Here is a 21,563-nt window from a genome sequence, read left to right as displayed (position 1 = left end):
CCATGACCCAGACCCCCATCCGCAGCGACTACGGTCCCGCCCAGCTGGCCAGGCTGCTCGGCCAGCCGGAACCGACCGTGGAGCAGTCCGCGGTCATCTCCGCGCCGCTGCTGCCGGGAGTCGTGGTCGCCGGAGCGGGCTCCGGCAAGAGCGAGACCATGGCCGGGCGGGTCGTGTGGCTGGTCGCCAACGGACACGTACGCCCCGAGAACGTCCTGGGACTCACCTTCACCCGCAAGGCTGCGGCCGAGCTCTCCGAGCGGGTCCGCAAGCGTCTGGACCAGCTGCGTGGGACGGGGGCGGTCTCCGAGGAGGTCCTCGACGGCGAGCCCGCGGTCTCCACCTACCACTCCTACGCGCAGCGCCTGGTGGGCGACCACGCGTTGCGCGAGGCCGTCGAACCCAGCACCCGGCTGATCTCCCAGGCGGTGGCCTGGCAGCTCGCCAACCGCGCCGTCACGGCCTACGGCGGGCCGATGGACGCCGTGAACTCGGCTCCCGCCACGGTCGTCAAGGACGTCCTGGCCCTGGCCGGAGAGCTCGCCGAACACCTGCGCACCCCCGGCGACGTCCGTGAGTTCGGGGACTGGCTGAGGGGGCGGGCCGAGCCGCTCAAGAAACTCACCGCGGCCACCAGGGACCTTCTCGCCACCCAGCGCCACCGCGAGCAACTGCTGCCGCTCCTGGAGGAGTTCGCCCGCCTCAAGAGCGGTCGGGAGGTCATGGACTTCGGCGATCAGGTCGCACTCGCAGCCCGGATCGCCCAGCGCCACCCGGAGGTGTCGCTGATCGAAAAGAGCCGCTACCACGTCGTACTGCTCGACGAGTACCAGGACACCAGCCACGCCCAGCTCGTCCTGCTGCAAGCGCTGTTCGGTGACGGCCACCCGGTCACAGCGGTTGGCGACCCCTGCCAGTCCATTTACGGCTGGCGCGGCGCCAGCGCCGGCAACCTCACCGCCTTTCCGACGCACTTCCCCCAACGCCCGGGACGAGCGGCCCCCGTACGACAGCTCGCCACCAGTTTTCGCAACGGCGAAAACGTCCTGGCCGTGGCCAAGCGTGTCGCCGAACCTCTGCGCGAAGAGGCCGAGTACGTCCCCGTGCTCTATCCCGGCCCGGCCCGCCGCGCCCGCGGCCAGGTCAGCTGTGCGCTGTTCGCCACCGAGACCCAGGAGGCCGAGTGGATCGCCGCCCAGATCGACCTGGCCATGGAGGAGTCCCGCGCCACCCTGAAGGCCCCCGATGGGATCTCATGGCCCGAACAGGAGGAACGCGGTCGGCTCGGTTACGGCGACGTCGCCGTCCTGTGCCGCAAACGCGCTCAGTTCTCCCTCCTCCGCAAAGCGCTGGAAGCCCGCGACATCCCCGTTGAGGTCGTGGGGCTCGGCGGACTCATCAGCGTTCCGGAGGTGCGCGACATCATCGCCACCCTGCGCGTCCTGCACGATCCCACCGCAGGAGACGAACTCGCCCGACTGCTCACCGGACCCCGTTGGCGCCTCGGCCCTCGCGACCTCGTCGCGCTGAACAAGCGTGCCGTGGAGCTGGCGGGCGAGGCCCGCCGCGACCTGCGCGGAGAGCGGGCCGTGGACCCAGGTATCGCAAGCGATCCATTGCGCCAGACCGTTTTGGACCTCACCGCCGAGACCGGCAGCCTCGTGGACGCGCTCGACGACCTCGGTCCCGAGGAACGCTACTCCGCGACCGGTCACGCCCGACTGAACGCACTGGCCGCCGAACTGCGCTCCCTGCGCGCCCAGGCCGCCCAGCCGCTGCCCGACCTCATCACCGATGTGGAACGGACCCTGGGCCTGGACATCGAGGTGGGCGCGCGTCCGGGACGCGACCAGGTGGCTGCCCGCGCCGACCTCGACGCCTTCATCGACACCGCTGCGCGTTTCGTCGGGACCAGTGACACACCGACACTGAGCGCGTTCCTGGCCTTCCTGCACTCCGCCGAGGACACCGAACGCGGTCTCGCCCCCGGGGAGAGAGTCGGATCCACCGACACCGTCAAGCTCATGACCGTGCACGCCGCAAAAGGACTCCAGTGGCCGATGGTCGTCGTTCCCGGCTTGAGCGCCGGAGTGTTCCCCACCAACCCGGGAACAGGGAAGAGCTGGACCGGGCGTGCCGCTGAGCTGCCGTTCCCGCTGCGCGGAGACCGCGCCGGACTCCCCGCCCTCACCGACGTCGCGGGCCCGGACCTCAAACGGTTCCAGGACGCGGAGAAGCGCCGCGACACCATGGAGGAGCGACGCCTCGCCTACGTCGCTGTGACACGGGCCTCCTTCGCCCTGGTGTGCACCGGTTACCACTGGGCGCTCGGATCCAGGAACCGGCGCGCACCATCGGTCTTCCTGGAAGAGATCCGTGAGGTCTGCGAGGCCGGACACGGTCGCGTCGTTCATTGGGAGCCCACGCCCGGTGACGACGAGGCCAACCCCCAACTGGCCGACCAGGAACCCGTCTCTTGGCCGCGCCGCCCCGAGGATTACCGCGACGCCCAAGCCGCCCAACACGAGCGGATGATGGCAGCGGCCGACCTGGTCGAGCGTGCCAAAGGCGAGTCCGGCCAGGACTACCTGGGGGTGCTGGACCGCGCGGCCATGAAGGATTCCTGGCGGCGCCGGCTGCACGGCTGGGAGCGCGACACCGAGCTGCTGTTGCGCCACCGCGACGCCGAGCAGCCCGGGGACGGGACGATCCCCGTGGAGCTGCCCGCCCACCTGACAGTGTCGTCCCTGGTCTCGCTGGCGCGCGATCCCGCGGGCCTGGCGCGTCAGATCCGTCGCCCGCTTCCGCGTCCCCCCGCGCCGCACACGCGTCGGGGTACCGCTTTCCACACCTGGATGGAGCGTCGCTTCGGTCAGCAGAGCGTCATCGACCCCGACGAGCTGCCGGGGGCCGCAGACGAGACGGCCGGGCGAGACGCCGGTCTCGACGAGCTCCAACGGCTCTTCGAGGCGAGCGAGTGGGGCGAGCGCACCCCGCTGGAGGTCGAGGTCCCTTTCGAGACCATCATCGGTGACCGGCTCATCCGCGGGCGGATGGACGCGGTCTTTCACGATGCCGAGAGCGGACGCTACGACGTCGTCAACTGGAAGACCGGCCATCCGCCCACCACCGCGCGCGAGCGCAGTGCCGTGGCCGTCCAGCTGGCCGCCTACCGGATCGCCTGGGCCCAACTCGTCAACGCCGACCTCGACCAGGTCCGCGCCGCTTTCCATTACGTCCGCGCCGAGGAGACCGTCCGTCCGGCGGATCTGCTGGACGCCGACGGCCTGGCAGCGCTTATCGCCGGGGTCCCCGAGCGGGACTGATCCCACCACGGACGCTCCCTGGTGCCTGGTGCCTGGTGCCTGGTGCCTGGTGCCTGGTGCCCGGTGCCCGGTGCCCGGTGTACGCGAGCCGCCCGTAGGCTTTTACCCGACACCGCAGGTCAACAGCGAAGGGAACGGTCCACCACTGATGGACGCGCGCAGCTACATCGAGGACAATCGCGACGGGTTCATCGCCGCTTTGGGGGAGTGGCTGGCGATCCCCTCCGTCTCCGCGGACCCGGCCCACCACGGCGACGTTCGACGCTCGGCCGACTGGCTGGCCGACCATCTCCGCGCCACGGGCTTTCCGACGGTCGAGGTGTGGGAGACCGCCGGTATGCCCACCGTCTTCGCCGAGTGGCCTGCCGCAGACCCCACCGCGCCCACTGTCGTCGTCTACGGCCACCATGACGTGCAGCCGGTCGTTCCCGTGCAGGAATGGGACACCGATCCCTTCACCCCCACCGTGCGCGGTGACCAACTGCACGGCCGAGGCGCCTCGGACGACAAGGGCCAGGTGCTGTTCCACACCCTCGGACTGCGCGCCAACCTCGCGGTCTCCGGTGCCCAAGCGCCGCCTGTCACGATCAAGCTCCTGGTGGAAGGCGAAGAGGAGTCGGGGTCACCGCATTTCGCCGACCTCCTCATCCGCCACCGGGACCGATTGGCCTGCGACGTCGTGGTCATCTCCGACACGACGATGTGGGACTCCGACACGCCCTCGATGTGCGTCGGGATGCGCGGGCTCACCGACTGCCAGATCGACGTTTACGGACCGGAAAGCGATCTGCACAGCGGATCGTTCGGCGGTGCCGTGCCCAACCCCGCACGCGCGCTGGCCGAGTTGTTGGCCGGGCTGCACGACGAGCAGGGCCGGGTCGCCGTCCAGGGGTTCTACGACGAGGTCGTGGAGATCTCCGCAGCAGAACGGGGGTTGCTGGCCGAGCTGCCCTTCGACGAGGCCGCCTGGCTGAGGACGGCCAACAGCCCGGTCGCGGCCGGCGAGGCCGGCTACAGCACTCTCGAACGTGTCTGGGTACGCCCCACCGCCGAGGTCAACGGCATGTGGAGCGGACACACCGGTGCAGGCAGCAAGACGATCGTGCCGCGTTCGGCACACGCCAAGCTCAGTTTCCGGCTGGTTCCCGACCAGGATCCGCTGCGCATCCAGGAACGCGTTCGCGCCCATCTGCTCGCCGCGCTCCCGGAAGGACTGCGGGCCGAGATCGACTTCACCGGTCCCGGTGTGCGTCCTTGCGCCTCCGACCTGGAGTCGACAGCGGTGCAGGCGGCCCGCGAGGCCATGGCGAAGGCGTTCGGCACCCGGATCCGCTACACCCGTGAGGGCGGAAGCGGCCCCGAGGCCGATATCGCCGACATCCTGGACGCACCGCTCGTCTTCGTCGCCGTCGGACTCAACTCCGATCGCATCCACGCCCCGAACGAGAAGGTGGAGATCCCACTCCTGCTCAAGGGCGCCGAGAGCGTCGCCTACCTGTGGGACGCCTACGCCACCGCGCTGCGCGACTAGCGCGATCACCGTTTTCACCGGCACGCGCCGTCCGCCCCGTCCGTGGGCAGGGGCGCGCCGTCCGCACGATGAGGGGCCGAACATGACGAGTACATCACCGCTGGCGCCGGCTCTGTCCCGTGGAGTGCTGGACCTGATCGGGCATCGCCGCACGGACAGCGACTGGTTGGGACATGCGTGGGCCGACCCGCGTACCCGGGTCCTCGTATTGGAGGGCGGCGACGCCAAGGAGCACGGCTGGCCGGCCCTCATGGCCAAACAGTCCCAGGCACTGGTCACGACCGACGACGACCAGGTACGACTCGTACTGCGAAGTCCCGGGGACGCCCCCGACGGGGAGCGCTACCTCCTGGGACAGGACGCCGAGGACCGGGTGTACTTCGCCGTCCGCGCCGAGCCCGGTGCGCTGTCCGATGCCGAACCCGGCACCGAACTCAGCTCGCTGCGCACCATCGGAGCACTCCTGGACCCGCGCGACTCCGGGATGCTCACGCACGCCGTCGCCCTGGCCAACTGGCACGCCGCAAACGCCTTCTGCCCCCGCTGCGGGTCAACGACCCGGATCGGGGCGGGCGGGCACACCCGTATCTGCGAGACCGAGGGCACCGAGCAGTTTCCCCGGATGGATCCGGCGGTGATCATGCTGGTGCACCGGGTCGTTGACGGTGTCGAACAGTGCCTGCTCGCCCACAATCCGGTCTGGCCGGACCGGCGCTACTCGGTCCTGGCCGGGTTCGTGGAGCCGGGGGAATCCCTGGAACACGCCGTCGTGCGCGAGGTCGCCGAAGAGGTCGGGGTGGTCGTGGACGAGCCCGTCTACCTCGGTTCACAGCCCTGGCCGTTCCCGCGCAGCCTGATGTTCGGCTACTTCGCGCGCGCAACGGGGAGCACCCCGCGCACCGATCAGGACGAGATCGCCGACGTCCGCTGGTTCACCCGGGGCCAGCTGTTGGCCGCGGTGCAGAGCCAGGAAATTCTCCTGCCCAGCCAGGTCTCCATCGCGCGTCAACTCATCGAGTCCTGGTACGGCGGGACGCTCCCCGGTAGCTGGTGATCCGGGTGCTATCCGGTGGGCCGCGGCGGCTCCACCGCTGCGGGCGCGCCCTCGCGGACCAGTTCCGCGGGCAGCGCGCCCGCCGGAGCATGGGCGCTGTCAACCACGTCCCGGGCCAGCTCGGTGACCTTGCGGCCGCGGGAGCGCGCGGCGTGGCGCAGCCGTTCGAACGCTTGACGCGGTGCCGTTCCGTGCCGCTCGGAGAGCACCCCGATGGCCTGTTCGACCACTACGCGGGTGTGCAACGCGTGCTCCAGTTGTGCCACGGTCACCCGTAGGAGCTCTGTCTCCGACGCCCCCGATCCCGCACGCGGAGGGGGGCCGTCCAGCGATGCCGTTGCCTGCTCCTCCGCGGCTAGCAGGTCGGCGAGGACCATCGCGTTGATCAGGTCGGGGAACGTCTCGCCCCCGCCGTTCACCCTCCACCCCGCTGTAGTGCGGACCAGTCCGATCTCGGCGTCTCGCTCACCGCGAGCCGATCTGTGCGGCGTCACGTACTCCCCCATTTTTCCTACGGACGAGTGGCGGTGTCTTTCGGATCAGGAGACCGGGAGACACCGCCACCGCCTCACGACTGAGCCGCGAGTTTCTCCTTGACCTGTGCCAATGACGGGTTGGTCAGCGCTGTGCCGTCGGCGAAGACCAGCGTCGGGACGGTCTGGTTGCCGCCGTTGACCTTCATGACGAACTCCGCCGCCTCCGGGGTCTGTTCGATGTCAACCTCGGTGATGCTGATTCCGTCACGCGAGAGCTGGCTCTTCAGACGCTTGCAGAAGCCGCACCACGGCGTGCTGTACATGGTGATCTGCGCTGCTGCGGGGGTGGTCATAGGGTTTCTCGCTCCTTCTAACCGGATGGACAATCGCCGCCTACTCCAACGCAGAGAACCGTATCTGGCTTCCCAACCTCGTGATCAGTGCCTGCTCAGACGCTCTCCACAGCGTAAAAGTTCCGGTTTGTTCAGGAGAGAACTTCCGGACGGCGCCGTCCACAGATCTCCATGGGTGCCCGGGAGCCCACCGATACTTTGAGAGACTGGGGCGGGCAGGAGTTCTTGGTCCTGTTGGGGCCCAAGAGGAAACGCGGACAACGAGCCGCCCGAGCCAGGACACGCGGTGAGCCTGGGCGGATTGGAGACACGGCAGATGGGTCCAGACGAATCCCGCGCACCAGGCCGGAGCGGCTTTCCCGGAGCGGCAGCGCCCTCGCTGATGGAGGGGCCCTCCTCCCCGGAGGAGATCCTGCGCGGACTGGATCCCGAGCAGCTCGAGGCCGCCCGTTCGGTCCGCGGCCCGGTGTGCATCCTGGCCGGAGCCGGGACCGGTAAGACCAGGGCCATCACACACCGCATCGCCTATGCCGTGGCCAGCGGAGTGGTCCCTGAACAGCAGATCCTCGCAGTGACCTTCACCACTCGCGCAGCCGGTGAGATGCGCGGCCGACTGCGGGCCCTGGGTGCACCCAGGGTGCAGGCCCGGACCTTTCACGCCGCCGCACTGCGCCAGCTCTCCTATTTCTGGCCACAGGCCGTCGGAGGTCCCAAGCCCACCCTGCTGGACAGCAAGATCGGCCTCGTGGCCGACGCAGGACGCTCCTGCGGGCTCCAGCTCGACCGACCCGGCCTGCGCGACCTCGCAAGCGAGATCGAATGGTCCAAGGTCACCCAGATCCGTCCCGCCGACTACGAGGCGGCCGTCGTCAAGGCAGGGCGCACCCCGCCGATGCTCGCGCGTGACGTCGCCCGGGCCTACGACGCCTACGAAGAGCTGCGCCGCGAGCGCAACCTCCTCGACTTCGAGTCGATGCTCGAACTGACCGCGGCCGTCATCACCGACTCGCCGTCCATCGCCGAGCAGGTCCGCAAGCAGTACCGATACTTCGTGGTGGACGAGTTCCAGGACGTCAACCCGTTGCAGAAGCTGCTCCTGGACGCCTGGCTCGGCGACCGCGACGACATCTGCGTCGTGGGCGACCCCAATCAGACCATCTACTCCTTCGCAGGGGCGACCCCCGGCTACCTCACTGGTTTCTCCGTCGCCTATCCGCATGCCACCTTTGTCCGTCTGGTCCGTGACTACCGCTCCACGCCGCAGGTGGTGCGGGTCGCCAACACGGCACTCCAGGCTGCCGGGGCGGCAGCCGGAGTCGCCCGCGAACACCGCCTGGAACTCGTCGCCCAGCGTCCGGACGGTCCCGACCCGGTCTACGCCGAGTACGACGACGAACCGGCCGAGGCCACCGCGGTGGCGCGCCGTATCGCCGCACTGGTCGAATCGGGCACACCGGCCAGGGAAGTGGCCGTGCTGTTTCGTACCAACTCCCAGTCGGCGGCCTACGAGCAGGCCCTTGCCGATGCGGGGGTGTCCTACACGCTGCGCGGCGCCACCCAGTTCTTCGACCGTCCCGAGATCAAAAAGGCCCTGCACACACTGCGCGGAGCCTCCCAGGGTGAGGACGACGCACCCTTGGTGGCCACGGTGCGCCACATCCTGCAACAACCTCAGATCGGTCTGACCGAGACCGCACCCGAGGGCCGTCAGGCGCGCGAGCGGTGGGAGTCCCTTGCCGCACTCGCCCAACTCTCGGAAGACGTCGCCGCCGAGCGCTCCGGCGCGACCATGGCCGATTTCGTCGCCGAACTGGAGGCCCGCGCGGCCACCGAACACGCCCCCGGGCTCGAAGGCGTCACGCTGGCTTCACTGCATGCGGCCAAGGGGTTGGAGTGGGATGCGGTCTTCCTGGTGGGGCTCACCGAGGGGATGCTGCCCATCATCTACGCGGAGGAGCCGGAACAGGTCGAGGAGGAGCGCAGGCTCTTCTACGTCGGGGTAACCCGTGCGCGTGAACACCTGGGCATGTCCTGGGCGCTTGCTCGTTCGCCCGGCGGGCGCAAGACCCGCAAGCCCTCGCGCTTCCTGGACGGGCTGCGCCCGGCCTCCCCGTCCCTGGCCGCCCAACGCGGAGAGCGCCGGAAGCAGGCCAAAACCATCCAGTGCCGTGTCTGCGCCGCGACCCTCATCGAAGCTGCCGAGCGCAAGCTCGGCCGCTGTGCGGACTGCCCCTCCGACTACGACGAGGCGCTGCTGGAACGACTCCGTGACTGGCGGCGCGAGACCGCCACCGAACAGAAGGTTCCCGCCTACGTCGTTTTCACCGATGCGACCCTTCAGGCGATCGCCGAGCGCGAACCCTCCGGCGTCACCCAGTTGGCGGGCATCTCCGGTGTCGGAGCCGTCAAACTGGAACGCTACGGACAAGCGGTACTGGCGCTGTGCGCGGGGCAGCCCGCGCCCGTCAGTGGTGAACAGGGGGACACCGAATGAGCGAGCAGGAAGCACGGGCCGGGGACGAGCCCGGCCAGACACTTCAGGGGTTGTTGGACATCCTCAACCTCGAACAAATCGAGGTCAACATCTTCCGCGGGCGCAGCCCGGACGGGGGGCCGCAACGCATCTTCGGCGGGCAGGTCGCCGGACAGGCGCTGGTCGCCGCCGGACGCACCGTCCCCGTGGACCGGGCGGTGCACTCGCTGCACGCCTACTTCATACGCCCCGGAGACCCATCCGTACCGATCGTCTACCAGGTGGACCGGGTGCGCGACGGCCGCTCCTTCACCACTCGCCGGGTCACGGCCATCCAGCACGGCAAGGCGATCTTCACCCTGTCGGCCTCCTTCCATCATTCGGAGCCAGGGCTGACGCACCAGGGCGCGATGCCCGAGGTCCCCGCGCCCGACGAACTCCCCAGCATGCGTGAGCGGTTGTTCACCGCCTTCGGCAAGGTCCCCCGATTCGCCTCCTGGCACCCCATCGAGATCCGTCCGGTCGGCGCGCTCTCCTTCGAGGCCGAGCGCAACCCGTCGCTGAGCACCACCGACAACCTGGTCTGGCTCAAGGCCGACGGCAAACTGCCGGAGGACCCGCTGTTGCACGTGTGCCTGATGACCTATGCCTCTGACATGACTCTTCTGGACACCGTCCTGCTTGCGCACGGGCGTTCCTTCTCGGGTATCTCGATGGCCAGTCTCGACCACGCCATGTGGTTCCATCGTCCGTTCCGTGCCGACGAGTGGCTGCTCTACGCCCAGGAGACTCCGGTCTCCGGTGGGGCCCGTGGTCTGGCGCGGGGGCTGGTCTTCACCCAGTCCGGGGAACTGGTCTGCTCGGTCGTCCAGGAAGGGCTCATCCGCGTCGTGGACGAGAGCCCCGGAACGACTGGAACAGGGTGAGCCCCGCGGCCGGACTCGGCCAAAATCGCAGGTCAAAAATATGTTGCTGATTTTCCGTGAACCCGTTTAGTCTTATCGTCATCAAGTTCGCGCACGCCACGGGAGAAGATCCCGGCGGCCAAGCCACGACAGGAGGTGTCCCGATCCAATGAACACGTTGATCAACCAATTCGGCTCGTTCACGGATGCCTGGGGCTCTGTCGGTGGTAAGCGCACGGGCATGTCCTATGTCCTCGGCAATCCTGCCGGTTCCAGCGAGCCAGGCGGGCCGGCGTCGCTGTCACGCCACCGCCGTAGCGGAGCCCAGATCGCAGAAACCCAGCACCTTGACGGTGCGGTGGGGAAGAAGTGTCCACGGAGTAGTCCGGTCTAGTCCATAAAGGCCGGGTAGTCCTCCCGTGGCCGCGGATCCCCACTTGTGGGGCCGCGGCCATTTTGGTGTCTCATCCGATCTCTCCTGCCCTTGCAGGAGACCCCGGTCATGAGGCTTCTCGCAGGTCAAGGTCCCTGAAGTCGGATCGAGAGATTCGGCAGTCGTTGTCGCCTACCGCGTTGATCACCAAAGAATCAGGGAGGACACCGATGCTTGCGTCGGTCCTGGAGACCCCGTGGCTGGACGAGGCCGCGATCCCGTGTCGGCCCCAGCCCGACCTCTTCTTCGCCGAGGCTCCGGCGGACGTCGAGGCAGCCAAAGCTCTTTGCGCGGACTGCCCGGTCCGAGCCCGCTGCTTGGCGGACGCCCTCGACCGGCACGAGCCGTGGGGGGTCTGGGGAGGCGAATTGCTCGTCGCCGGCCAGGTCGTCGCGCGCAAGCGCCCACGTGGGCGTCCTCGAAAGAACGTCGAACCGGTCGCGGCGTAATCCAGCACGCTCGGCACCCGGGCCAAGCCGTCTGCTGGCCCGACAAGAACTTCTCAGCTGTGTAAGGAACCGGACATGATGCTCATTCAGGAACTCATCAACCTGCAGAAGACCGTTGACGTCAAGCGGGAGCGCCAGCAACATCGCCTCTCCGCGCGACAGCTCCGGGCGCAGCTGCGTGAGCAGCGCCGTGTCGAAAACGCACTCATGGAAATGCGAATATCCCGGATGTGTTGACGGTGCTAAGCCCTTCTCGCAGGCTGTTGCCGGCCCCTGGTGGTCACACCGGGGGCCGGCCCCGTTTTCAGTGCTCAGTCGGTGAAACCGGGAACCCAGGAGGCCACCTCCCCGCGGACGGGGACATCGGCCTCCAACTGGCACAGCACACCGGTAGCCGCCATGATCACCCGATGAATAAGCATGTAGGACGGCGGTAGGTTCAAGTCCTTGACGACCCCGCCCGAATGATCGAAGAGGCGTTGGGCCTCTTCTCTCAGCCAGTCCCGGTTGAAGGCGAAACGTTCGTGCCGCGCTGGTTCGGCGCTGGGAAGAAGAAAGTCCAGAAGCTGTTGTGGGTCCAGTTCGGAGTCGGGGCGCAGAAACCCTTCCTCCACCAGGCTCTGGCGCACGCTGTCGGCATCACCGCGCAGCCCGATCTGGATGAGCCGGCCGAAAGCCGTGGGGAAACCGTCGGGCAGTCGATTCACGGCACCGAAGTCCAGGATGGCCAAGCGTCCGTCGGGCAGGATTCGGAAATTTCCGGGATGGGGGTCGGCGTGGAGGAGCCCGGCGAGTTCAGGGCCCGACAACAGGAACCGGATATAGAGCAGCCCCGCGCGGTCACGCTCGGCCTGAGAACCCTCCGTGATGATTTCCGACAGGGGCCGTCCGGTCAGCCATTCGCTGATCAGCACCTGCTCGTGCCCGGCGACGACCCCCGGGATCGCGAAGTCGGGATGGTTGACGTAGGCATCGAAGAACCCCTGCTGCGCATCCGCTTCCAACCCGTAGTCCAGCTCTTCGATGATGCGGTCCTTGAGCTCGGCGAGCAGCGGTTTGAGCTCCAAGCCGGGCATGACGACCGTGAAGAGCCTGCTGATCCGGGCAAGCTGGTGAAAGTCGGTGAGCAGGGCCTTGCCCGCTCCGGGGTACTGCACTTTGACGGCTACGGGCCGCCCGTCCGACCACACCGCCCGATGGACCTGCCCGATGGAGGCCGCAGCGGCGGGGGAGTCGTCGAAGGACGTGAATAGGTTGCGCCAGTCACTGCCCAGATTTGTTGCCAGGACCTGGTGAACGGTCGCCGAGGGGATCGGCGGTGCGTCCTGCTGAAGCCTGGTGAGGGTGGCACGGTAGGGCTCGGCGAACTCTTCGGGCAGGGCAGCCTCGAACACCGAGAGGGCCTGTCCGAGTTTCATCGCACCGCCCTTGAGGTCGCCGAGCACCTCGAAAATGTGCTCGGCGGTGCGGCGCTGGATATCGCTGCTGACATCGTCGGCGGACTGACCGCTCATTCTGCGTCCCAGGCCCAACGTACTGCGGCCCGCGTACTTCAGAGGAAGAGAGGCCAGTTTGGCTGTGCGCGAGAACGCGCGTCGAGGCAGATCGCTCACGCTCATATTGTCGCCGCTGTGATAACGCGAGGCTGTGCGGGGGCGGCCCAACACCCGGTTTGCCGCTCGGCGCGGCGTTTGCGTGGCCGGATGTGGACTCGCGGACGTTTGTTTTCTCTGCTGGTCAGGGGCTATGTGAGCGCTGGATCGATTGAGCGGCAAGGGACGTAGGGCCGACATAGAGCTTTTTGCGCGACAAACACTCTCATCCACCCTCTTTGGCACTTGTCAACTCTGAGCTACCTTAAAATTGTGCCGCCCAATCCAAGAGTTGAGGTGCGCCGGAGTCCTCGTCGTCGGCGGACCGTCTCGGCCTATCGCGACGGGGACAAGACGGTTGTCCTCGTTCCCGCGAGTTTCTCCCGCGCAGAAGAGAAGCGCTGGGTGGACCGCATGCTGGAACGGCTTCAGGCCCGTGAGGAGCGTCGCCGCCCAAGCGACGACGCGCTCCAAGCCCGGGCGGTCGAACTTTCCGAGCGCTATCTCGGAGGGATCGTCGAGCCGGCCAGTGTCAAGTGGGTGGACAACCAGAACACCCGCTGGGGGTCCTGCACTCCTGAGGACGGATCGATTCGGCTCTCCCGACGCCTCTCCGGAATGCCTGGCTGGGTGGTGGACTACGTTCTGATCCATGAACTCGTCCACCTCATCGTGCCTGGCCACGGTCGGGAGTTCTGGGAACTCGCCAACCGGTACCCCCGTACCGAACGGGCCCGGGGCTACCTCGAAGGGGTCTCCGCCGCGCCCCGGTTGAGCGCGGGTGATCCCGACACCTTGGAGGCAGAGGAGGAGTAGGACGGGGAGCCGTCCCGATCGGAGCACCGGCGCGGGCGCGATGCGTGTGGTCAGCCCGGGCACCGGCCGCTCACAACTCCAGAAGCGGCAACTGATAACCCTCGGACTCCACCTCGGGCTTCCAGGGACTGTGCACCGCCGCACCGGCGACACCGGCGAGCTCGGGTACGTACCGGCGCACGTACTCGCCCTGCGGGTCGAAGCGCTTTGCCTGGCGCATGAGGTTGAACTGGCGGTTCGGGCGGGTGTCGTTGCCCGTCCCCGCCGACCACTGCCAGTTGCCGTAGTTGTTGGCGATGTCACCGTCAACCAGGAGCGAATGAAAGTGATCTGCTCCCGCCTTCCAGTGCACGAGCAGTTTTCGGGTCAAAAACACTGACGTGATCATCCGGGCCCGGTTGTGCATGAACCCCTCCTGGATCAGCTGCCGCATCCCCGCGTCCACCACCGGGATGCCGGTACGGCCCTCACACCAGGCGGCGAAACCGGTTGGGTCGTCACGCCATGGGGTGTCCCGGGGGCGGTAGTCGCGCCGGTTGAGGTCGGGGAAGGCCGCGGTGACCTGGTGGTGGAAGTCGCGCCACGCCAGCTGACGGACGAACTCGTCACCGCCTGGGCGGCCGCGGGCGACCCGCGCGAGTTCGAGAGGAGAGACACACCCGAACCGCAGGTGAGCGCTGAGACGCGAGGTCTTGTCGGCCGCGAGGTCGTCGTGCATCTGCGGATAACTCTCCAAACCGGAGGCAAGCCAGGCGCGGACCGCTTCGCGTGCGATCGTCTCCCCACCGCGGCCACGGTCGGGGGAGAGGGAACCGACCCCCCACCGGTCGGCGAGATCCGCTTCGGGGAGCCGGCCCACCGGGACCGTCTCCGCAATGGCGACTCGGGTGGGCGCCGGGTGGGCCTGTCGCCATTGCACCGCCTCCCAGGCTCGCCAGAACGGGGTGAACACCCGGTAGTGGTCACCGCCCGTGGGGCGCACCTCCCCTGGCGGTACCACGCACACCCCTGGAAACGACCGGGTGCGCACGCCGGCACCTCGGGCCGCGGCGTCCAACCGGCGCGAGCGCGCGGTCGCGAACGCGCTCACATCGTGGCTGTAATGCACCGAATCGGCCTGCGCCTCGGTGACCACCCGCATGGTCTCGGTGACGGTGTCGCCCTTGCGGACCACCAGGTCCCCGCCGCGTTCGCGCAGCGCCTCGCGCAGGTCGGCGAGGGCTTCCACCAGGTAGCCGATCCTGTTGCGCGCGGCACCGGCCAGCACGGCGGGGTCGAGGACGAACAACGGAACCACTCGGTGCCCCTCGGACAGGGCCGAATGCAGCGCTGGGTGGTCGTGCAACCGCAGGTCCCGGGTGAACAACACCACGATCGTGGACACACTGTCTCCTCGGTATCGATATCTGCGGCAAAGGACGTCCGCATCGTGCACATCCCAGTGAACAGGTCCCCGCGCCGCTTCGCCGCGAAAATCTCCCGCCTGTGGAAAACTGTCGTCGGCTTCCACGCGATTGGCCGTCACCGACACGGGTACCAGCCCCGATATGACCATCCTGCCGCTGGAACGCCCGCTGGACGCGCGCCCCCGGATCGGTGTGTCGAGCTGCCTCCTGGGCGCTCCTGTCCGCTACAACGGTGGGCACTCCCGACACCGTTTCCTCACCGACACCCTCGACCCCTTCGTCAACTGGAAGCCGGTCTGTCCCGAGGCCGAGATCGGACTGGGCACGCCCCGGGAGACCCTGCGACTGGAGAATTCCGACATCGGGCCCCGGGCCGTCGCAACCAAGAGCGGGACCGATCACACCGATGCCCTCGCCGCCGTCGCCGACCGCCACCTCCGCAGCCTCCGCGAACTCGACGGTTACGTCCTGAAGAACCGCTCGCCGAGCTGCGGACTCTTCGGGATGCCGGTGTTCGAGGACACCCGCCGTGTCGAAGGAAAGGGCCGCGGCGTCTTCGCCGCCCGTCTCACCGAACTGTGCCCCGAACTCCCCGTGGAGGAACAGGGCCGCCTCTCCGACCCCGGCCTGCGCGAGCATTTCGTGGAACGGGTCTTCGCCCGCGCCCGGTTGCGCGCCCTGTTCGCCGAGGGCTGGCGCCCCCGCGACCTGATCGCATTCCACTCGCGGCACAAGTTCCAGCTGATGGCGCACCAACCCGACGGCTATCGCCGTACGGGCCGTATCGTCGCCAAGGCAGGCACCGACGACCCCGAGCGCATCGAGGCCGACTACACCCAGGCGTTCGTCGCGGCAATGGAGCACAAGGCCAGCCCGGGAAAACACGTCAACGTCCTGCAGCACGTCCTCGGCATGGTGGGCCCACGGCTGGACGACGTGCGCCGTCACGACATCCTGGAGGCCATCAGGGGCTACCGGGCGGGTCACCTGCCGTTGAGTGTGCCCATCCATCTGCTGCGCCACCACTGCGCCGCAGAGCGCGTCGTATGGGCACGCGAGCAGACCTACCTGGCGCCCTACCCCGATGAGCTCTCACTGCGCAACACGGTCATCCCCGCCTAGCGGGGGGCGGCGGTTTCGGCGCGTACCCTCGCCGCAGCCGCCGCGACCAGGGCACGACAGGCGGAGTCCGCCGAATCGGGCAGTTCCCCGATGGGGAACCATCGCAGGTCGTCGGACTCGGCGGAGTCGATGACCAGGGGCGCGTCGGGCGGGGCCACCGCGGCGTACTGGACGTCCAGGTGCCAGGACCCGCCACCGCACGGCACCGCGTGCCGGTCCAGCCGCACGGGGACCGGCAGCAGCCGAACCCCCGCGACGCCGGACTCCTCCACGGCCTCGCGCAGCGCGGCCCCGGCCAGGGAGGAGTCGGCCTCCTCGCAGTGACCGCCCAGCTGCAGCCACATCTTGAGCTTGGCGTGCAGGGTCAGGGCCGTGCGCTCACCGTCGGCGTCCAACAGGGCGGCGCTCGCCGTGAGGTGGCCGGGCAGGCACGATCGCGACATCGCGTCGGGGTGGCGCTCCAGGTGGGCCAAGTACTCCACCCGCAGCTCCTCCTGGCGTGCGTCGGGCGCACGCCAGGAGTCCAGCACGGATCTGGCGTCCAGGAACAGCTGGTTCACCGGCCGCCCTCGTCGCCGCGTTCCTCGGACCCACCGTCGTCCGGCCTCTCCTGAGTGAACTGGGAGATGTCGAGGTCGTCAGCGGCACCCTGGCCGTTCACGAACCCGGCGGGGTCGTCCAGGTCGGAGCCCGAGGGCATCAGGTCGGGGTGCTCCCACACTGCGTCACGGCCGTCGATGCCGCGCGCCTCGACCAGCGCAGTCCACAGCGCTGCTGCCTCCCGGAGGCGCCGTGGCCGCAGTTCCAGACCCACCAGAGTGGCGAAGGTGTGCTCGGCCGGGCCACCCGACGCACGCCTGCGGCGCAGGGCCTCGCTCAGGGCCGAGGACTGTGGCAGCCGTTCGGTCACGGCTGCGTCCACCACCGTGGACACCCAGCCCTCGATCAGGGCCAACGCCGTCTCCAAACGAGCAAGCGAAGCCTTCTGCCGCGGTGTGTCCTGGGTCTGGAACAGCCCTTGGCCCTCGTCCCCCGACAGTGCCTCCTGGATCGCCTCCGGGTTGTTGATGTCGATCCGGCCGAGCTTCTCCTCCAGCCCGCTCATGTCGAAGGACATGCCGAGCGCATACTCCTCGACCAGGCTGAACACGTGCGACCGCAACCACGGGACGTGCCCGAACAGCCGGTGATGGGCGACCTCGCGCGCCGCGAGGTACAGGCGAACCTCCTCCAAGGGGATGTTCAGGCCCTCGCCGAAGTTGCGCACCCCTTCGGGGAGCAGCGCCGCACGCCCCTCGCCGGCGAGCGGCAGGCCCACATCGGTCGAGCCGATGACCTCGCGAGCGAGCTCACCGATCGCCTGCCCCGCCTGTTGGCCCACCAGCATGCCGCCCATCTGGCGGATCATGCCCAGCAGGGGGCCGGCCATCGCGCTCATCTCCTCGGGCAGGGTCTGCCCCATGGATTCGACGATGCGTCCGGTCAACGGCTCGCACAACTGCGACCAGGTCGGCATGGTCTTCTCGACCCACTCCGAGCGGCTCCAGCCCTCCATCGTGTGCACGCCCGAGGGCAGTGCCGTGGCCTCGTTCAGCCACAGGTCCGCCAGGCGCAGCGCCTCCTGCACCTGGGCGTAGTCAACGGCACCCACGCTGGGGTCACCGTGCTGGGAGACGGTGTGGCGCGCGATGTTCTTGGCGGAATCCCAGTTGATGCCGCTCCCCGAGCCGCCGGACTGGCCGGATCCCTGCGGGGGCTGTGCCGACATCATGTCGGCGAACTGGCGCAGCATCTGCGCCATCTGCTGCGGATCACCGAACGGGAATCCGCCGGGCGGCATGTTGGGAAGGTCACCGCCTGGGCCGCCGTGACCGCCGGCACCCGCGTCGGAGCCGCCCGACTGGCGTCCCGACTCGTCGTCCGGATCGTTCGGCATGCTGAAACCAAAAGGTAGGTCGCTCACGATTAGACCTCGGGCAGGATAGGAATGTCTCCACTGTCACGTTAGCTGGGAGCCGCCCGGAGTGAGTACTCAATCCAGCCAGGTTCGCCCACAGCACAGCCACCCCGCCCAACGCCTGGTCGTCGCGGTTACGGGAGCCGCAGCCGGAGTGGGTCGCATGCTGGTTGAACGTCTGCTGTCGGACGAGGGTTCCGACCGCGTCACCACAGTTGTCGCGATCGACGACCACCGGGGTGAAACCGTGGGACCGGACTGGCGTCTCACCGACGTCTGCGATCCCCGGCTGGCCGCAGAACTGGCCGGGGTGGACGTCTTGGTGCACGCCGATGACGACCGTTCCCCGGAAACCCAGCCACGGGAGCGCCGCGCCCGCAATATTCGTGCGGTGCAGACGGTCCTGACCGCCGCAGCCGCCCAGCGCGTCCCTCGCGTGGTCCTCATCACCAGCACCATGGTCTACGGCGCGGCCCCCGACAATCCCGTCCCCCTGCCCGAGGACTCTGCCATGGTCGGCGAGGCCGGGGCGAGCCTCGTCGGTGACTTCGTGGAGATCGAGGAGCTGGCGGCCCTGGCCAGGCGCGCCCACCCCGGATTGTCCGTCACCGTTGTGCGCCCGGCTCCCCTCGTCGGCCCCGGCATGGACACCCTGCTCAGCCGACATTTCTCCGCCCCGAGACTGCTGGCGGTCAAGGGCTGCGCACAGTCATGGCAGTTCTGCCACGTCAACGACCTCGTCAGCGCGCTGGACTTCGTGGTGCACAACAAGGGCGAGGACCGTGAGGACTCGCTCGCGGTCGGTTGCGACGGTTCCCTGAGTCAGGAGGAGGCCCAGGGGATCGCGCAGTTGCGCGGTTTCGAACTGCCCGCCAACCTCGCGTTCGGCGCCGTCCAGCGGCTGCATCGGGCCGGCATCACCCCGAGCCCCGTCAGCGAGCTCAAGTTCCTCGTCTATCCGTGCGTGGTGGACTGCGCGGGGCTGCGCGAGGCCGGGTGGCGTCCCGCATACGACAACAGCGAGGTCCTGAGAGCGCTCCTGGACCACCGGTCGGGCAGGCCGGCCCTGGTCGGACGGACCCTGGGCCGCAAGGAGGTCACCATCACCGCTGCCAGCGCGGCCGGGGCCGCGGTCGCCGCGATCGGCACCGCCGTGGCGGCACACCACATCCGCAAGCGACGAAAGGGCTGACCGGGCGAGTTGATACGGTCGGGGCGTGGAATCCATCATGCTCGCCGAGCTGCGCGACACCGCCCTGTCGGTCAACGAGGTCATCAGCGCCGTGGCAGACGACCGTGCCGGAGGGACCGCTTTCTTCGTCGGCACGGTGCGTGATCACGACCATGGCCGCGGGGTCACCACGTTGAGCTACTCGGCCCACCCCAGTGCTCCCGACCGGATGCGGGACGTGCTGCACCGAGTCGTCACCCAGACGGGGAGCGAAGGCCGCGCAGTCTGGAAGGTCGCCGCACTGCACCGGGTCGGTGACCTCGCCGTCGGTGACCTCGCCGTCGTCGTGGCCGCCGCGGCCTCGCACCGGGAAGAGGCGTTCGACGCCTGTCAACGGCTGATCGACGACATCAAGGCCGAGGTCCCCATCTGGAAGAACCAGTTGTTCGCCGACGGAGAGGCCGAATGGGTCGGGGCCTGCTGACTGCTGCGGGGCGCGATACGGGTGGCCCCCGCGCGACATAGGCTTGCCGGCATGTTCCATCGCGCCATGACCCTGATCGTCGCAGCCGTGCTGCTGGCCGGCTTCGCGGTCGCCGGAGTCTTCCTCCATGTGCCCTACCTCGTTGCCTCGCCCGGACTCGCCCTGAACACCCTGGGCGAGCTCGACGGCGAGCAGGTCATCCAGGTCGAGGGTCGCGACAGTTTCGAGCATGACGGCGAGCTGTCCATGGTCACCGTCCAGTACGCCGGGGGGCCCGGGGCGCGCGTGGACCTCTTCACCGCACTGAGTGCCTGGCTCTCGCCCAGCCAGGCCGTACTCCCGGAAGAGGCGATCTTCCCCCCTGATCGCAGCGTCGAGGAGATCAGCCAGAATCAGACCCTCCAGATGGACGACTCCCAGAACGACGCCATCGCCGCGGCGCTCACCGAACTGGGGGAGGAGTATCGGACCATCCCGATCGTCGCGGGGATCACCGAGGGCCTTCCTGCCGAGGGCGTCCTCGAACTGAAGGACGTCATCGTCGCCGTGGACGGGCAGGAGGTCGCCGACAGTGAGGCGACCGTCTCCGCGGTGCGCGAGCGCTCTCCAGGCGACCCCGTCACCCTCACCGTCGAGCGGGACGGTGAACGCAAGGACATCGAACTGGTCACAGAGGAGTCCGACGACAAGGACCCCGTTATCGGTGCGACCATCGGCAACGACATCGTCTTTCCGTTCGAGGTGAACATCAGCGTCGGCGAGGTCGGAGGCCCCAGCGCCGGGATGATGTTCGCGCTCGGCATCATCGACCGGCTCAGCCCGGAGAGTCTCACCGGGGGGAGCAATGTCGCCGGAAGCGGAACCATCGACATCGAAGGCAACGTCGGTGGGGTCAGCGGCGTGGAGCAGAAGATGGTCAGCGCCAAGCGCGAAGGAGCGGAGTACTTCTTCGTAGCCGCCGACAGTTGCAGCCAGACCTTCGATTCCGCCGCGACCGGCGAGATCGAGGTCGTCAAGGTCTCCACCCTCGGCGAAGCGGTGGATTCCCTGGCGATCATCCGCAGCGGGGAGGGACTGAACGAGCTGCCTCGCTGCTAGGGGCGGAGGGGCCGTCCTGTGCGGGGACGCTTCTAAGCATCCCCGCACAGGACGGACGACAGCGAGCCCGGCGCTCTACTCCTCCTCGAAGGTGAGTGACAGCGCCGAGGTCAACGCAGGTACGAGGTCTTCGCCGTTGAGTACCTGGTCATCGATGTCGTAACTGCGGATCCGCAGGGCCGCGTGCCGTGCGCCGTCGCGTAGTACCGCCGCGACCATCCGCACCTCGTCACTGCCCGGCTGGCTCTTGGCCCATGCGCCCACGTCACCGCGCTCCGGCGGGTCGAGGGTCGCGTCGGAGCCTTGAACGACCAGCCGCTCCAGCACCAGCGCGCATCCGGTGACCGTCTCCGGCCAGGCGATGCGCCCCAACGACTCTTCCAGCGGCACGTCCGCGGCCAGCGGCTCCTGTTCGATCGGGGTCAGATCATCGGGGCTGACGTCCCCGCTCAACCCCAGCATCCGGGCGAGCTGCGGTTCGCGCTCGACAAGGTCGGTGGTCGGTACCAGCGCGTACACCCGCGCCGGCTGGTCCCAGCCCTGAGCGGAGGCGTGGCGTTCCAGCTCCAGGACGGCTTCGCGAATGTTGAAAGACACCGCACCAGTGTCCCCTGTTTCACCGATTCCCGCTCCACCGCGCCCCAGAGCCTGCCGCGGCGGCTGCGAGTAAGGTCGGGAGCGCGGCTGAGGCGGTCCGGTAATCGTGGCGCGCGGTGATTTCGGTGTCGAAGACATCTCGACCCGGTTTCGGCGCGGTGAAACGGGAACCCCACGCGGCCGCAATAAGTTGCCAGGATGAGGGCACCCCCGTGCCCGTGTCCACAAGCTCCCGACAGCCCTAAACGATTTACGACCAGTACGGCGGGTGATTTCGGGGCAGGCCGCCACACGGTCCCGCAAAGACCCGTGCCCTGCCC

The 21,563-nt window shown here is 68.5% G+C and carries 19 protein-coding genes; 12 read left to right on the top strand and 7 right to left on the bottom strand.

Translation table 11 applies throughout. From position 1 onward, the window contains the following. Window positions 1–2 precede the first annotated feature (2 nt). From AC0VYP_RS19905 to nudC, 3 genes are all read left to right on the top strand, one after another. Window positions 3–3,326, top strand: coding sequence for an ATP-dependent DNA helicase (locus tag AC0VYP_RS19905; protein ID WP_475471199.1), 3,324 nt, complete (start codon window positions 3–5; stop codon window positions 3,324–3,326). Between the two features lie 148 nt (window positions 3,327–3,474). Then, a complete protein-coding gene (locus tag AC0VYP_RS19900) occupies window positions 3,475–4,857 on the top strand; it encodes a dipeptidase (protein ID WP_285757579.1) in 1,383 nt (460 codons plus the stop codon). An 82-nt stretch (window positions 4,858–4,939) separates the two neighbouring features. Beyond that, window positions 4,940–5,911: an NAD(+) diphosphatase gene (nudC, locus tag AC0VYP_RS19895; RefSeq protein ID WP_285757578.1), complete on the top strand. Its 972-nt coding sequence runs from the start codon at window positions 4,940–4,942 to the stop codon at window positions 5,909–5,911. An 8-nt stretch (window positions 5,912–5,919) separates the two neighbouring features. Here the strand turns inward: nudC and AC0VYP_RS19890 are convergent, their stop codons facing one another. Together AC0VYP_RS19890 and AC0VYP_RS19885 are read right to left on the bottom strand one after the other, a co-directional pair. Next, the gene (locus tag AC0VYP_RS19890; protein WP_285757577.1) at window positions 5,920–6,417 is read right to left on the bottom strand and encodes an ANTAR domain-containing protein; all 498 of its coding nucleotides are present in this window, start codon (window positions 6,415–6,417) and stop codon (window positions 5,920–5,922) included. Window positions 6,418–6,479: 62 nt separating this feature from the next. Beyond that, a complete protein-coding gene (locus tag AC0VYP_RS19885; RefSeq protein ID WP_285757576.1) occupies window positions 6,480–6,740 on the bottom strand; it encodes a mycoredoxin in 261 nt (86 codons plus the stop codon). A gap of 382 nt (window positions 6,741–7,122) precedes the next feature. Here AC0VYP_RS19885 and AC0VYP_RS19880 point away from each other — a divergent pair, with 382 nt between their 5' ends. From AC0VYP_RS19880 to AC0VYP_RS19865, 4 genes are all read left to right on the top strand, one after another. Further along, window positions 7,123–9,234 carry an ATP-dependent DNA helicase UvrD2 gene (locus AC0VYP_RS19880; protein ID WP_285757922.1) on the top strand — a complete coding sequence of 704 codons (2,112 nt, stop codon included), beginning with the start codon at window positions 7,123–7,125 and terminating at the stop codon, window positions 9,232–9,234. Then, window positions 9,231–10,139 carry an acyl-CoA thioesterase II gene (gene tesB / locus AC0VYP_RS19875; RefSeq protein WP_285757575.1) on the top strand — a complete coding sequence of 303 codons (909 nt, stop codon included), beginning with the start codon at window positions 9,231–9,233 and terminating at the stop codon, window positions 10,137–10,139. Before AC0VYP_RS19880 ends, tesB begins: the two co-directional genes overlap by 4 nt. A gap of 582 nt (window positions 10,140–10,721) precedes the next feature. Then, window positions 10,722–11,000 carry a WhiB family transcriptional regulator gene (locus AC0VYP_RS19870; RefSeq protein ID WP_285757574.1) on the top strand — a complete coding sequence of 93 codons (279 nt, stop codon included), beginning with the start codon at window positions 10,722–10,724 and terminating at the stop codon, window positions 10,998–11,000. 75 nt (window positions 11,001–11,075) lie between these two features. Beyond that, the gene (locus AC0VYP_RS19865) at window positions 11,076–11,237 is read left to right on the top strand and encodes a hypothetical protein (RefSeq protein ID WP_285757944.1); all 162 of its coding nucleotides are present in this window, start codon (window positions 11,076–11,078) and stop codon (window positions 11,235–11,237) included. A 74-nt stretch (window positions 11,238–11,311) separates the two neighbouring features. Here the strand turns inward: AC0VYP_RS19865 and AC0VYP_RS19860 are convergent, their stop codons facing one another. Further along, on the bottom strand, window positions 11,312–12,514 hold the full coding sequence (locus AC0VYP_RS19860) for an ABC1 kinase family protein (protein WP_475471196.1): 1,203 nt from the start codon (window positions 12,512–12,514) through the stop codon (window positions 11,312–11,314). A 351-nt stretch (window positions 12,515–12,865) separates the two neighbouring features. Here AC0VYP_RS19860 and AC0VYP_RS19855 point away from each other — a divergent pair, with 351 nt between their 5' ends. Continuing rightward, entirely contained in the window at window positions 12,866–13,408 is a 543-nt protein-coding gene (locus tag AC0VYP_RS19855) for a M48 metallopeptidase family protein (RefSeq protein WP_285757572.1), read from the top strand. 70 nt (window positions 13,409–13,478) lie between these two features. Here AC0VYP_RS19855 and AC0VYP_RS19850 read toward each other — a convergent pair whose 3' ends face one another. Further along, complete coding sequence (locus AC0VYP_RS19850; protein WP_285757571.1) at window positions 13,479–14,792, bottom strand: cryptochrome/photolyase family protein; 1,314 nt, start codon at window positions 14,790–14,792, stop codon at window positions 13,479–13,481. A 163-nt stretch (window positions 14,793–14,955) separates the two neighbouring features. Between AC0VYP_RS19850 and AC0VYP_RS19845 the strand changes: the two genes are divergently transcribed. Beyond that, window positions 14,956–15,936, top strand: coding sequence for a YbgA family protein (locus tag AC0VYP_RS19845; RefSeq protein WP_475471195.1), 981 nt, complete (start codon window positions 14,956–14,958; stop codon window positions 15,934–15,936). Here the strand turns inward: AC0VYP_RS19845 and AC0VYP_RS19840 are convergent. Together AC0VYP_RS19840 and AC0VYP_RS19835 are read right to left on the bottom strand one after the other, a co-directional pair. Next, window positions 15,933–16,496 carry an NUDIX hydrolase gene (locus tag AC0VYP_RS19840; RefSeq protein WP_285757569.1) on the bottom strand — a complete coding sequence of 188 codons (564 nt, stop codon included), beginning with the start codon at window positions 16,494–16,496 and terminating at the stop codon, window positions 15,933–15,935. The two genes, AC0VYP_RS19845 and AC0VYP_RS19840, sit on opposite strands and share 4 nt — an antisense overlap. Further along, a complete protein-coding gene (locus AC0VYP_RS19835; protein ID WP_475471193.1) occupies window positions 16,493–17,899 on the bottom strand; it encodes a zinc-dependent metalloprotease in 1,407 nt (468 codons plus the stop codon). The genes AC0VYP_RS19840 and AC0VYP_RS19835 overlap by 4 nt, the downstream gene beginning before the upstream one ends. A gap of 61 nt (window positions 17,900–17,960) precedes the next feature. On the opposite strand from AC0VYP_RS19835, the gene AC0VYP_RS19830 reads away from it, so the two are divergent. From AC0VYP_RS19830 to AC0VYP_RS19820, 3 genes are read left to right on the top strand one after another with little or no spacing between them, the layout of a single operon-like run. Then, the gene (locus tag AC0VYP_RS19830) at window positions 17,961–19,085 is read left to right on the top strand and encodes an NAD-dependent epimerase/dehydratase family protein (RefSeq protein ID WP_475471191.1); all 1,125 of its coding nucleotides are present in this window, start codon (window positions 17,961–17,963) and stop codon (window positions 19,083–19,085) included. Window positions 19,086–19,110: 25 nt separating this feature from the next. Continuing rightward, window positions 19,111–19,548, top strand: coding sequence for a molybdenum cofactor biosynthesis protein MoaE (locus tag AC0VYP_RS19825; protein ID WP_475471189.1), 438 nt, complete (start codon window positions 19,111–19,113; stop codon window positions 19,546–19,548). Between the two features lie 51 nt (window positions 19,549–19,599). Next, window positions 19,600–20,646 (top strand): YlbL family protein, encoded by a 1,047-nt coding sequence (locus AC0VYP_RS19820; protein ID WP_285757565.1) that lies wholly within the window; start codon window positions 19,600–19,602, stop codon window positions 20,644–20,646. 75 nt (window positions 20,647–20,721) lie between these two features. Here AC0VYP_RS19820 and AC0VYP_RS19815 read toward each other — a convergent pair whose 3' ends face one another. Further along, window positions 20,722–21,243 carry a PPA1309 family protein gene (locus AC0VYP_RS19815; protein ID WP_285757564.1) on the bottom strand — a complete coding sequence of 174 codons (522 nt, stop codon included), beginning with the start codon at window positions 21,241–21,243 and terminating at the stop codon, window positions 20,722–20,724. Window positions 21,244–21,563: the final 320 nt, after the last annotated feature.

The organism is Nocardiopsis sp. iso_186 (assembly GCF_056173365.1).
This window is presented reverse-complemented; position numbering and strand designations above follow the sequence as displayed.